The sequence below is a fragment of the Pseudohaemophilus paraphrohaemolyticus genome (genome assembly GCF_003253115.1).
Taxonomy (GTDB): domain Bacteria; phylum Pseudomonadota; class Gammaproteobacteria; order Enterobacterales; family Pasteurellaceae; genus Haemophilus_A; species Haemophilus_A paraphrohaemolyticus_A.
The window spans coordinates 40364-53241 of the sequence record NZ_QEQF01000009.1 but is presented as its reverse complement, the minus strand read 5'-3'; the positions used below and the strand labels follow the sequence as shown (position 1 = coordinate 53241).

The window sequence follows — 12878 nt, the reverse complement described above, 5'->3', positions numbered from 1 at the left end:
TAGGTTAGAGATTTCATGATGAAAAAATTTAAATTATTGCCATTAGTGATGAGCCTTTCGGCAATTGCAATGGCGGAAACGACAACTGTTGAGCAGGCAACTTTACCTATTCAACAAACGAATCAGCAACATGGCCTACAGACGCAACAAGATAAAATCTTACCTCTGTTAAGTTTTGAAGCTCAGCAAGAGCGAGCAACAGAGTTGGCAAAAGATGCAAATTATGCAGTAGAACAGGAGCAAATTCGCCAAGAGCAAGTGCGTAAACTTGCTGAAGCAGAAACGCGTGTGAAGCAAGAAGTGGGCAATAATGCCTTATTATTAAGCTCAACAACGGCTAAAGTTTATTTAGATAACGATTTCGCACCAATGTGGTCGGATGCAACAGCAACGCGTACTTTTTTAAAAGAGTATGCTCTTTTTGCTGCAAGTGGTGTATCAAATAAAGCAGTGGGTACATTACAACAAATTTTAAATCAGCCAGAAGAGTTTTTAGCTCGTGATATTTTGCTTACTGATGCTTTTTTAGATTATCTTTACTACAACAAAAATGTCGCACGTAATGCTAATAATTGGCTCTACAACTTAGGTTCATACCGCACTTCAGCACCAAGTTTGGACAATATCTCAAGCTGGGCAAGCGCCGTAAAAAATGGCAATGCAGCTCAGTTTGTGAATAATCTTGTGCCTAGCAACCATTTATATCAAGAAACGACAGCCCGCTTATTGGCAATGTCGCCAAATGGTACTGCTGCAAGCGGTGAGAAAAAAGCGACAAAAGGGAAACCTGCAAAAGGCGGAGAAAAATCGATCGATTCAAACGCAACGACTTTCTATAAATTAGCATTGAATGCTCAGCGTCTGCGTATTATCCCAAGTTTTAATAATGGCATTTTCGTGAATATTCCAAGCTATCAGCTTTACTATTTCCTTGATGGCAAACCTGTGCTGCAATCGAAAGTAATTGTTGGTCGAGAAGATCGCCGTACGCCTGTGATGTATAGCAAATTAAGCAATGTAGTGGTAAATCCACCTTGGAATGTACCACCAACGATTTTAAGCAAAGACATCATTCCTGCGTTGGCGAAAAATCCAGGCATTGCCGATACGCGCAACTACGAAATCTTAGATGGCAGTGGTAACAAAGTGAATCCATATAGCGTGAACTGGTCAAAATATCTCAACACGAAAAGCATTCCATATCGTATCCGCCAAAAAGCGGGCGATGATAGTGCATTAGGTCGTTATAAATTCAATATGCCAAGTTCAGATGCGATTTACTTACACGATACGCCAAACCGTGGATTATTCGGAAAAACAGATCGTGCGTTAAGTTCGGGCTGTGTGCGTGTGGCAAAAGCGGATGAATTAGCGACCGTATTATTGCGTGAAGCGGGTTGGTCTGCCGATAAACAGCAAAAAGTGCTAGACAGCAAAAAAACAACATCTGCAAGAATTAACTCTGAAAACCCTGTATATCTCTACTACGTTACTACGTGGGTAGAAGGAGGGAAAGTGTTTACCTTGCCAGATATTTACAAGCTCGATCAAAATCAGCCAAAGCCAAATCTTAACTGGCAAGCGGTTAAAAATGTGATCTAATTTGCAAAAATGAAAAATTCCGAGAAGAATTAACCGCTTCTCGGAACTTTTGTTTTTATAATAATCTCAAATGTAATAATTTATGTTTAATAAAATTAAGTTATCTCTTTGATTTCAGACAATTTAATTTTATTCAACTCAATGAATGAGGTGATTCATGAATCCAATTAATCTTCAACGCCGCAAATGGCTTTCGCTAGGCGGTATTGTATTAGGGGCGAGTTTACTCCCCCAACAGGTGTTGGCAAGCCTGTCTACGGTGAAGCCGCTTGCACTACGTTTTCGCAATATCAACACGGGCGATACCTACGCCGTCAAATTCAACGGCAATAATTTAGTCGCAAATGATCTAAAACAGCTCAATTATCTAATGCGTGATCGTCGTACGGGAGAAGTAAGACGCATTGATCCTAATCTTTTTGTGAAACTCAACCAACTCCAGCAACGCCTTGGCTTACGTAATGCAGAAGTGATAGTGATTAGTGGTTATCGCTCAGCTAAAACTAATGCAAAATTAAAACGCGAGCATCACGGCGTTGCAAGCAACAGCTTCCATATTCGTGGGCAGGCAGTTGATATTCAATTCTCTGGTGTACCATTAGTTAAAGTGAAGCAAGCGGCGGAAAGTTTAAGCAATGGCGGTGTAGGTTATTATCCTCGCAGTAATTTTGTGCATGTTGATACAGGTCCTGTACGTACATGGCTCGGGGTTTAGATTTAGATATAACAATATAATCCTCTTAATTTGCCAATATATTTTATGCCAAACACAATTTTTATTTACGCAAAACAATTCACTCAAACCCAAATTAACGAATTTAGCCAACAGATTTCAGCAGAATGTGTTGGACAAGCGGTCTATTTAGACTACCAAGTTGCATTTTTTAAAACAGAATCGACCGCTTGTAAATACAAAGAAATAGCTCGCCAATTGAATATCGATCTTGCTGATTTAACAGAAATGCCTAATTTCAATCAACAAGGTTTATTGCTTATGGATATGGATTCGACCGCAATCAAAATTGAGTGTATTGATGAGATTGCAAAATTGGCAGGCACAGGCGAAGTGGTTTCTGCGATTACAGCCAGTGCGATGCGTGGCGAGTTAGATTTTGAGCAGAGTTTACGTAAACGCGTGGGCACGCTTGAAAATGCCCCAGAAAGTATTTTGCAAAAAGTGCGAGAAAATCTACCGCTTATGGATGGCTTTGAACTGTTGGTGCAAACGCTCAAACAACAAGGCTGGAAGATTGCCATTGCTTCTGGTGGTTTTGATTATTTTGCGGATTACCTCAAAGAGACTTACGGCTTGGATTATGCGGTGTCAAACCAGCTGGAAATTATTGATGGCAAGCTCACAGGTAAAGTGCTTGGCAAAGTGGTGGATGCACAATATAAAAAAGAGACACTTGAAATGTTGGGCGAAAAATACCAAATTCCAGCCAGCCAATGGGTTGCAGCAGGTGATGGTGCGAACGATGTACTGATGCTCAAAACCGCCACTTTAGGTGTAGCACTGCACGCTAAACCAAAAGTGCAAGAACAAGCGAAATTTGTGGTAAACTCTGCAGACTTAACAGCGATTTTGCTGTTGTTAAACGCAAAAACTATTTTTGATAAATTAAGAGGAAAGTAAAATGCCATCTTTTGACATTGTTTCAGAAATTACCTTACACGAAGTGCGTAATGCGGTGGAAAATGCAAATCGCGTATTAAGCACACGCTACGATTTCCGCGGTGTAGAGGCGGTTATCGAATTAAATGAGAAAAACGAAATCATCAAAATTACTACTGAGTCGGATTTCCAATTAGATCAATTGATTGAGATTTTAATTGGCTCTTGCGTAAAACGTGGTATTGAGCATAACTCTCTTGATATTCTATCTGAAAACGAACATCACGGCAAACTTTACAGTAAAGAGATTAAACTAAAACAAGGGATTGAAACCGAAATGGCGAAAAAAATCACGAAGCTGATCAAAGATGCAAAAATTAAAGTGCAGGCACAGATTCAAGGCGATCAGGTGCGTGTTACAGGTAAATCTCGTGATGACCTTCAATCTGTTATTCAACTGGTGAAAGGTGCAGAATTAGGACAGCCGTTCCAATTCAATAACTTCCGAGATTAATAACAAGCGGTGAAATTTTCTCTCAAATTTGCAAAATAGCAGAGAAATCTTACCGTTTTTTTTCAAACTGGAGGAAAGAAAAATGAGTGATGAGAAAAAAAGCTGGTTTAAAAAAACATTAGAAAAATATGACCAATTTTGCGAAGAACTTGGCGTTAATCGCGGTGCTTGCCGAGGTTGTGTGCCTGTTGCGAAATTTGATCCTGAGCCAGAAAATCGAATGAAAAAAGAGAAAAAAGAGAGTAATAATTCATAAAAAATAAAAATTTGATCGATTATTACTTTATGAAAGAAATGTCGAAAGGCTACGAAAATAGGTATTTTCGTAGCCTTTGTTTTTAGTAATAAGAATGCTCACCGCGCTGGTGTTCGGTCACATCTTTCACTCCTACCAGCTCTTCTGGGAACATTGCAAGCAGTTGTTTTTCGATGCCTTCTTTTAAGGTCACATCCACCATTGAGCAACCATTACAGCCACCGCCGAATTGAAGAATAGCGATTTTATCATCAGTCACTTCAATCAGAGTAATTTTACCGCCATGGCTTGCAAGCTGAGGGTTGATTTGGGTTTGAATCACATAATCTAAGCGTTCAATAAATGGTGCGTCGTCTGCCACTTTACGCATTTTTGCGTTTGGTGCTTTTAAAGTGAGTTGTGAGCCCATTGGATCGGTGATGTAATCAATTTCTGCTTCATCTAAGAATGGTAAACTGATTTCGTCCACAAACGCGGAAAAACCGTTGTAGTCGAATTGACTGTCAGTCTCTTCAACAGCATTTGGTGGGCAGTAGGAAACCCCGCATTCTGCACCTGGTGTGCCTGGGTTTACAACGAAAATACGGATATTTGTACCTTCTTCTTGTTGTTCTAATAGACGACGGAAATGAGCTTGTGCATCGTCAGAAATAGTGATGTGAATAAGTTGTTCTTGTTCCATTTTTTCTCTCTATTTGGCTAAATATTTGACTAAATTTGTTGGGTATTTTACGCCTAATTCTGCTTTTAGGCTAGATAAGCGGTCGATTTCTTCGATAGTTTTACATTTTTCTTGTTGTGCTTTCTATCTCATTAAGGTAGGGTAACTCGTTATGGGTATTTGTTAAAATGCTCTTGCCTAAATGTTGATAAAGTTCAAACTTTTCAAGAGTAAAATGTAAAAAAGTCGGGATTTTATGGAAATTTTTTAGCATTTTAGGTAAAATGAGCTGTTTTATTTTACACATGTTTTGATGCTGTAGATACGATTTGAGAGCTTTTTGTAACCTTTAATCATAAGTGGGGGAGTTCGTTTGTGGTTAAACTCGTTACAACTCAATACGCGGTTGCGATTGTTCGCAATCATTTTTTAAACCCAAGAGAAGTAGTGCAAATAATATGATTACAATCAAAAAAGGCTTGGATTTACCTATTGCAGGTGCTCCAGCACAAGTAATCCATAACGGCAATACCGTGACGGAAGTTGCGATCCTTGGCGAAGAATATGTAGGTATGCGTCCTTCAATGAAAGTGCGTGAAGGCGATGTAGTGAAGAAAGGTCAGGTACTTTTTGAAGATAAAAAGAACGCTGGCGTGGTGTTCACTGCTCCTGCAAGTGGTACTGTGGTTGCAATCAACCGTGGTGAGAAGCGTGTTCTTCAGTCAGTAGTGATCAAAGTTGAGGGTGATGAGCAAGTTACCTTTACTCGCTATGAAGTGGCTCAATTAGCTTCTTTAACAGCTGAGCAAGTAAAACAAAATTTAGTGGAATCTGGCTTATGGACTGCGTTACGCACTCGTCCATTTAGCAAGGTCCCTGCATTAGATGCTGTGCCATCTTCTATTTTCGTGAATGCGATGGACACAAGCCCATTAGCGGCAGATCCAACTGTGATTATTAACGAATATAAAGCAGACTTTGAGCACGGTTTAACCGTTTTAACTAAATTAGGTAAAATCAATTTAGTGAAAAAAGCGGGCTCAAATGTGCCTTCTGTAAACGGTGTAAATGTTCACGAGTTTGCTGGTGTTCACCCTGCAGGTCTTGTGGGTACGCATATCCACTTTATCGATCCAGTTGGCATCAATAAACAAGTGTGGCACTTAAACTATGAAGATGTGATCGCTATCGGTAAATTATTCACAACAGGCGAATTATTTACAGATCGCGTAGTTGCTCTTGCAGGTCCACAAGTGAAAAATCCTCGTTTAATCCGTACTCGCATTGGTGCGAACCTTTCACAATTAACTGCAAATGAACTAAATGCAGGTAATAATCGTGTGATTTCAGGTTCTGTACTTTATGGTGCGAAAGCGGAAGGTGCTCACGATTATTTAGGGCGTTATGCATTACAAGTGTCTGTGATTGCAGAAGATACAACAAAAGAATTTATGGGCTGGATTTCTCCACAAGTAAACAAATTCTCAATTACGCGTACGGTGTTAGGGCACTTTGGTCGTGAGTTATTTAACTTTACTACGGCTGAAAATGGTGGTCATCGTGCAATGGTGCCAATCGGTAACTATGAGCGTGTAATGCCGTTAGATATTCTTCCATCACACTTGCTTCGTGATTTAGAAGTGGGTGATACAGACTCAGCACAATTATTAGGTGCATTAGAGTTAGATGAAGAAGATTTGGCGTTATGTACTTTCGTCTGTCCAGGTAAAACCGATTACGGTTTCTTCTTGCGTCAAGCATTAGACAAGATTGAGAAGGAAGGTTAGAAATGGGTTTGAAAAATCTTTTTGAAAAAATGGAACCCGCGTTTCTTCCTGGTGGTAAATACGCAAAATTATACCCGTTATTTGAATCGGTATTTACTTTGTTCTATACACCAGGTACAGCAACGCAAAAAACGACTCACGTACGTGATGCTTTAGACTCAAAACGTATGATGATCATCGTTTGGTTAGCATTGTTCCCAGCGTTATTCTACGGTATGTATAACGTGGGTCATCAATCAATTCAAGCGATTACCAGCTTAGGTAACTTATCACAATTAGTGGAAGCTGACTGGCACTACGCTTTAGCACAAGCGGTCGGAATTGACTTAACTTCTGCAGCAGGTTGGGGAAACAAAATGGCACTCGGTGCAATTTTCTTCTTACCTATCTATATCGTTGCGTTCGCAGTCGGCATGTTCTGGGAATTATTATTTGCTATCGTGCGTGGACACGAAGTAAATGAAGGTTTTTTCGTAACAACCATTTTATTTGCGTTAATCGTTCCACCAACATTACCATTATGGCAAGCTGCTCTTGGTATCACTTTCGGTTTGGTTGTTGCGAAAGAAGTTTTCGGTGGTGTAGGTAAAAACTTTATGAACCCAGCGTTAGCCGGTCGTGCATTCTTATTCTTCGCATACCCAGCTCAAATTTCGGGTGACTTAGTTTGGACGGCAGCGGACGGTTTCTCAGGTGCAACTGCACTTTCACAATGGGCACAAGGCGGCGAAGCAGCACTTAAACACGTTGCAACAGGTGAACCAATTACTTGGATGGATGCGTTCTTAGGCAACTTACCTGGTTCAATGGGTGAGGTTTCAACTCTTGCGTTAATTGTCGGTGCTGCAATTATCGTGTTCGCACGCATTGCTTCATGGCGTATCATTGCAGGTGTAATGATCGGTATGGCTGCGACTGCAACGATGTTTAACATCATCGGTTCAGACACTAACCCAATGTTCTCAATGCCATGGCATTGGCACTTCGTGTTAGGTGGCTTTGCAATCGGTATGTTCTTTATGGCAACCGACCCAGTATCTGCATCATTTACCAATAAAGGTAAGTGGTGGTACGGTATTTTAATCGGTTTCATGGCAGTGCTTGTTCGCGTGGTAAACCCGGCGTATCCAGAAGGTATGATGTTAGCAATCTTATTCGCTAACTTATTTGCACCAATCTTCGACTACTTAGTAGTTCAAGGTAACATTAAACGCAGAAAAGTGAGAACTGCTGTAAAAACGGGGGAGACTGCATAATGGCTAAATTTAATAAAGATAGCGTTGGTGGTACTTTAACCGTCGTTGTGTTGTTGAGCTTAGTGTGTTCTCTTATCGTAGCAGGTGCTGCGGTGTTATTAAAACCAACACAAGAGATCCAAAAACAGCTTGATAAACAGAAAAACATCTTACAAGCGGCTGGTTTAATGCAAGAAAATACTAATGTCCAAGACACTTACGCAAAATTCATCGAGCCAAAAATCGTGGATTTAGCAACAGGTGACTATGTGGATGGTATTACTAACTTTGACGCAAAAGCAGCAGCGAAAGATCCTGCTCAAAGTATCCAAATTGCACAAGCAGATGACAGAGCAAACATTAAAGTGCGTGCAAAATATGCTGAAGTTTATCTTGTAAAAGATGACAACGGCAAAGTTGTCCAAGCGGTATTGCCAATGTATGGTAACGGCTTATGGTCAATTATGTACGGCTTAGTGGCAGTGCAATCTGATGCCAATACCATTAACGGTATTACCTACTATGAACAAGGTGAAACCGCTGGTCTTGGTGGTGAGATTGCAAACCCTGTTTGGCAAAAACACTTTGTAGGCAAAAAATTATTTGACGAACAAGGCAATGTTGCTTTAACCGTGGGTAAAGGGGCATCAGCAAATAAAGATCACGGTATTGATGGTCTTTCAGGTGCAACCTTAACTTCAAACGGTGTTGATGGTTCATTCAAATACTGGTTCGGTCAAAATGGTTTTGGTCCATTCTTAGCGAAATTTAAAGCAACAGCAGGAGCTAACTAATGGCAGGCAACAACCTTAAAAATCTACTGTTATCTCCAATCGTAGATAACAACCCAATTGCATTACAAATTTTAGGTATTTGTTCTGCATTGGCGGTAACTACACAGTTAAAAACTGCGGTGGTAATGGCGATTGCGGTAAGTTTAGTAACCGCTTTCTCGAGTATGTTCATCTCAATGATCCGTAACTACATTCCAAATAGTATCCGTATCATTGTGCAAATGGCGATTATTGCATCATTAGTAATCTTGGTTGACCAAATTTTACGTGCTTATGCTTATGAACTTTCAAAACAGTTATCGGTCTTCGTTGGTTTGATCATTACTAACTGTATCGTAATGGGACGTGCGGAAGCATTCGCAATGAAATCTGGTCCAGTTGAAAGTTTCGTAGATGGTATTGGTAACGGTTTAGGTTATGGTGCGATGTTAGTTATCGTTGCATTCTTACGTGAGCTAATTGGTTCAGGTAAACTTTTCGGTGTGACTATCTTCCAAACTATCCAAGATGGTGGTTGGTATCAAGCGAACGGTTTATTCCTTTTAGCACCAAGTGCATTCTTTATCATTGGTTTTGTGATCTGGGCAATCAGAACATGGAAACCAGAACAAGTGGAGAAATAAGATGCAAGAATTACTCAGTATTTTTGTAAAATCTGTATTCATTGAGAATATGGCACTTTCTTTCTTCCTTGGTATGTGTACATTCCTTGCGGTGTCTAAGAAAGTTTCGACTGCTTTTGGTTTAGGTGTTGCGGTAATCGTTGTATTAGGTATTTCTGTACCTGCAAACCAATTAGTTTACGAACACGTTTTAAAAGATGGTGCGTTAGTAGAAGGCGTAGATTTAACCTTCTTAAACTTCATCACTTTCATTGGTGTGATTGCGGGTATCGTACAAATTCTTGAGATGGTATTAGATAAATACTTCCCTGCACTTTATAGTGCCTTAGGTATTTTCTTACCGTTGATTACTGTAAACTGTGCGATCTTCGGTGGCGTATCATTTATGGTTCAACGTGAATATAACTTCGGTGAATCTATCGTGTATGGTATTGGTGCAGGAACAGGTTGGATGCTGGCTATCGTTGCCCTTGCGGGTTTAACTGAGAAAATGAAATACTCAGATGTGCCAGCAGGCTTACGTGGTTTAGGTATCACCTTCATCACTGCAGGTTTAATGGCATTAGGCTTTATGTCATTCTCAGGCATTCAATTATAAGGAGCATATCGTGGATAGTAATTTTATTTTCGGTATCGTGGTATTTACTGCCCTTGTATTAGTGCTTGCAGTATTTATCCTTTTAGCAAAATCGAAGTTAGTGGATTCTGGTGATATCACTATTACCATTAATGACGATCCTGAAAAATCAATCACACTTCCAGCGGGCGGAAAATTACTTGGTGCTTTAGCAAGCAAAGGGATTTTCGTATCATCCGCTTGTGGTGGCGGTGGCTCATGTGGTCAATGTATTGTGAAAGTAAAATCAGGCGGTGGCGAAATCCTTCCAACTGAACTTTCTCATATCACCAAACGTGAAGCCAAAGAAGGTTACCGTTTATCTTGCCAAGTAAACGTAAAAGGCAATATGGACGTTGAACTTCCAGAAGAAATCTTCGGCGTGAAAAAATGGCAATGTACTGTTATCTCTAATGATAATAAAGCAACCTTCATCAAAGAGCTTAAATTAGCGATTCCTGAGGGTGAAGAAGTGCCATTCCGTGCAGGTGGTTATATCCAAATTGAAGCCGATCCTCACACAGTTAATTATAAAGATTTCGATATTCCAAAAGAGTATCACGAGGACTGGGACAAATATAACCTCTGGCGTTATGTTTCTAAAGTGGATGAGCATATCATTCGTGCTTACTCGATGGCTTCATACCCTGAAGAGAAAGGCATTATTATGCTTAATGTGCGTATCGCAACACCACCACCAAGCAACCCAGATGCACCTCCAGGTCAAATGTCTTCATATATTTGGTCATTAAAAGAGGGCGATAAAGTCACGATTTCTGGTCCATTCGGTGAATTCTTCGCGAAAGAAACCGATGCAGAAATGGTATTTATCGGTGGTGGTGCAGGTATGGCGCCAATGCGTTCACACATCTTCGACCAGTTAAAACGTTTACATTCAAAACGTAAAATGTCATTCTGGTATGGTGCGCGTTCTAAACGTGAAATCTTCTATCAAGAAGACTTCGACCAACTCCAAGCTGAAAACGATAACTTCGTATGGCATGTAGCGTTGTCAGATGCATTACCAGAAGATAACTGGACAGGTTACACAGGCTTTATTCACAACGTGCTTTATGAAAACTACTTAAAAGATCATGAAGCCCCAGAAGATTGTGAATACTATATGTGTGGACCTCCAATCATGAATGCATCGGTAATTAAGATGCTGAAAGATTTAGGTGTAGAAGACGAAAACATTTTATTAGATGACTTCGGTGGTTAATCTCACTTAATCAATAAAAGCGGTTCGATTTGTAAAATATTTTGCAAATCGTACCGCTTGTTACATATAAGCAATGACAGAGATATTAGATACAACTGCACTTGAAAAGGCTTTTATTTCCTTAGAAGAAACTTTAAAAAGTCTTGAAAATCAAGAATGGTTTAACGCTCAGCAGCCGATCATACAAGATACCTTGATCGTGGGAGCGATTCAAAAATTTGAATTTGTCTATGAATTAGACATAAAAATGCTTAAACGGCAATTAAGACGTATTGCCTCAAATGATTTAGATATTGATGGTGCTGAATTTCGCGATGTGCTACGCCTTTCCGTGCAATATGGCTTAATTGAACGAATGGAAGACTGGCTAGATTACCGTAAAATGCGAAACATCACTTCTCATACTTATGATGAAAGCAAGGCACAGCAAGTTTATAACGGCATTTTTGATTTTTTAGAAAGTAGCCGTTTTTTACTTAAACAATTACAACAACGTAATCAAGATGATTGATCTTAGTGTGAACCAGTTAGCGATTGTGCAAAAAATCTTAGCAAAGCAACTACCTACTACCAAGGTATGGGTGTTTGGTTCTCGGATTAAAGGAACTGCGAAGCCCTATTCTGACTTAGATTTGGTTTTGCTTACGGAAGCACCGCTTACTATTCGTCAGCAGAGAGAATTGGAAGAAGCCTTTTCAGATTCGGATTTACCGTTTAAAGTGGATCTGATTGATTGGGCAAGTTGTAGTGACAATTTTAAACAGATCATCCTAACTCGTTACGAAGATTTTCCTTTGCTGGATGAACCTTTATCAACCCAAATAGTAGAATAATGAAACTTAAATCTCTTTTATTTCTTGCAATCGGCTCACTTTTTTTGACCGCTTGCGAAAAAGCGCCTGAACAAATTTCTTTTGAAGGTAAAACGATGGGAACGACCTACCATGTCAAATATATTGATGATGGTAAGGTGCAGCTTCCAAAAGCAGAAGAAGTGCAAAAGCAGCTTGATGGCTTGCTCAAAACGGTAAATGACGAAATGTCCACTTACCAAAAAGATTCAGAGATCAGTCAGTTTAATCACAATACTGAAGCTAACCAACCTTTTACGATTTCTAAAGACTTTGCCAAAGTCGTGCAAGAAGCGATTCACTTGAATAAAGTGACTGATGGTGCTTTAGATGTGACCGTTGGTCCTCTTGTCAATTTATGGGGTTTCGGGCCAGATAAACGCTTAAATAAAGTACCTAGCGAAGCACAAATTGCAGAACGTGCAGCTGTAGTGGGGATTGATAAGTTTAGCCTTGATATGACGGGCGAAAAGCCAACGCTCACTAAAAGCGTAAAAGGGCTTTATCTTGATCTTTCTTCTATTGCGAAAGGTTTTGGCGTAGATAAACTTGCTGAACGCTTAGAACAACTCGGTGTAACTAATTACTTAGTCGAAATTGGCGGAGAATTGCGTGGCAAGGGTAACAATTTACAAAATGAGCCGTGGCGAATTGCAATTGAACAACCAAACTTCGCTCAAGGTGAATCGGTGCAAATGATTGCCCCATTACATAATTTAGGGATGGCAACCTCTGGCAACTACCGTAACTATTTCGAAGATGAAAATGGCAACCGTATGTCGCATATTATCGACCCAAGTAAATTAAGCCCGGTAAGCCACAATCTTGCCTCAATTACCGTGCTTGCACCAACCACCATGACTGCCGATGGCTTATCGACTGGCTTATTTGTCCTTGGTGCAGAAAAGGCATTATCAATTGCTGAAAAAGAGAAATTGGCGGTATTCTTGATTATCAAAAAAGGCGATAATTTTGAAACTCAAATGTCGAGCAAATTTAAAAAATTAATCGAACAGAAATAACCAGATAATACAAAACGGTTACCGAGCTTGTCGAAGTATTAGTTTTGTGTTTGATTTGTCCTAAATAAATTGGAGTGAAT

15 protein-coding genes are annotated in these 12878 nt (G+C 39.9%); 14 read left to right on the top strand and 1 reads right to left on the bottom strand.

Going from position 1 to position 12878, the window contains the following annotated elements:
* The first annotated feature begins 18 nt into the window (after positions 1-18).
* From DPV92_RS08445 to DPV92_RS09865, 5 genes are all read left to right on the top strand, one after another.
* Positions 19-1602, top strand: coding sequence for a L,D-transpeptidase family protein (locus tag DPV92_RS08445; RefSeq protein ID WP_111354485.1), 1584 nt, complete (start codon positions 19-21; stop codon positions 1600-1602).
* Positions 1603-1759: 157 nt separating this feature from the next.
* Positions 1760-2317 (top strand): YcbK family protein, encoded by a 558-nt coding sequence (locus DPV92_RS08440; RefSeq protein ID WP_111354484.1) that lies wholly within the window; start codon positions 1760-1762, stop codon positions 2315-2317.
* A gap of 45 nt (positions 2318-2362) precedes the next feature.
* Positions 2363-3238 carry a phosphoserine phosphatase SerB gene (serB, locus tag DPV92_RS08435; protein ID WP_111354483.1) on the top strand — a complete coding sequence of 292 codons (876 nt, stop codon included), beginning with the start codon at positions 2363-2365 and terminating at the stop codon, positions 3236-3238.
* Position 3239: 1 nt separating this feature from the next.
* A complete protein-coding gene (locus DPV92_RS08430) occupies positions 3240-3731 on the top strand; it encodes a YajQ family cyclic di-GMP-binding protein (RefSeq protein ID WP_111354482.1) in 492 nt (163 codons plus the stop codon).
* A gap of 82 nt (positions 3732-3813) precedes the next feature.
* On the top strand, positions 3814-3987 hold the full coding sequence (locus DPV92_RS09865) for a DUF5363 domain-containing protein (protein WP_192574191.1): 174 nt from the start codon (positions 3814-3816) through the stop codon (positions 3985-3987).
* An 82-nt stretch (positions 3988-4069) separates the two neighbouring features.
* Here DPV92_RS09865 and nfuA read toward each other — a convergent pair whose 3' ends face one another.
* A complete protein-coding gene (gene nfuA, locus DPV92_RS08425) occupies positions 4070-4669 on the bottom strand; it encodes a Fe-S biogenesis protein NfuA (RefSeq protein ID WP_111354481.1) in 600 nt (199 codons plus the stop codon).
* A 437-nt stretch (positions 4670-5106) separates the two neighbouring features.
* Between nfuA and DPV92_RS08420 the strand changes: the two genes are divergently transcribed.
* The 9 genes from DPV92_RS08420 to DPV92_RS08380 all read left to right on the top strand — a co-directional run bounded on the left by DPV92_RS08420 (position 5107) and on the right by DPV92_RS08380 (position 12798).
* Positions 5107-6435 carry a Na(+)-translocating NADH-quinone reductase subunit A gene (locus DPV92_RS08420; protein ID WP_111354480.1) on the top strand — a complete coding sequence of 443 codons (1329 nt, stop codon included), beginning with the start codon at positions 5107-5109 and terminating at the stop codon, positions 6433-6435.
* Between the two features lie 2 nt (positions 6436-6437).
* Positions 6438-7691, top strand: coding sequence for an NADH:ubiquinone reductase (Na(+)-transporting) subunit B (locus DPV92_RS08415; protein WP_111354479.1), 1254 nt, complete (start codon positions 6438-6440; stop codon positions 7689-7691).
* Positions 7691-8464: a Na(+)-translocating NADH-quinone reductase subunit C gene (locus DPV92_RS08410; protein ID WP_111354478.1), complete on the top strand. Its 774-nt coding sequence runs from the start codon at positions 7691-7693 to the stop codon at positions 8462-8464. The genes DPV92_RS08415 and DPV92_RS08410 overlap by 1 nt, the downstream gene beginning before the upstream one ends.
* The gene (locus DPV92_RS08405) at positions 8464-9087 is read left to right on the top strand and encodes an NADH:ubiquinone reductase (Na(+)-transporting) subunit D (protein ID WP_111354477.1); all 624 of its coding nucleotides are present in this window, start codon (positions 8464-8466) and stop codon (positions 9085-9087) included. The genes DPV92_RS08410 and DPV92_RS08405 overlap by 1 nt, the downstream gene beginning before the upstream one ends.
* 1 nt (position 9088) lies before the next feature.
* The gene (nqrE, locus tag DPV92_RS08400) at positions 9089-9685 is read left to right on the top strand and encodes an NADH:ubiquinone reductase (Na(+)-transporting) subunit E (RefSeq protein WP_111354476.1); all 597 of its coding nucleotides are present in this window, start codon (positions 9089-9091) and stop codon (positions 9683-9685) included.
* Between the two features lie 10 nt (positions 9686-9695).
* Positions 9696-10925, top strand: a complete 1230-nt coding sequence (nqrF, locus tag DPV92_RS08395) for an NADH:ubiquinone reductase (Na(+)-transporting) subunit F (RefSeq protein ID WP_005709621.1) — start codon at positions 9696-9698, stop codon at positions 10923-10925.
* Positions 10926-10998: 73 nt separating this feature from the next.
* A complete protein-coding gene (locus DPV92_RS08390; RefSeq protein WP_111354475.1) occupies positions 10999-11436 on the top strand; it encodes an HI0074 family nucleotidyltransferase substrate-binding subunit in 438 nt (145 codons plus the stop codon).
* Positions 11429-11758, top strand: coding sequence for a nucleotidyltransferase family protein (locus DPV92_RS08385; RefSeq protein ID WP_111354474.1), 330 nt, complete (start codon positions 11429-11431; stop codon positions 11756-11758). Before DPV92_RS08390 ends, DPV92_RS08385 begins: the two co-directional genes overlap by 8 nt.
* On the top strand, positions 11758-12798 hold the full coding sequence (locus tag DPV92_RS08380; protein WP_111354473.1) for an FAD:protein FMN transferase: 1041 nt from the start codon (positions 11758-11760) through the stop codon (positions 12796-12798). The genes DPV92_RS08385 and DPV92_RS08380 overlap by 1 nt, the downstream gene beginning before the upstream one ends.
* Positions 12799-12878 lie beyond the last annotated feature (80 nt).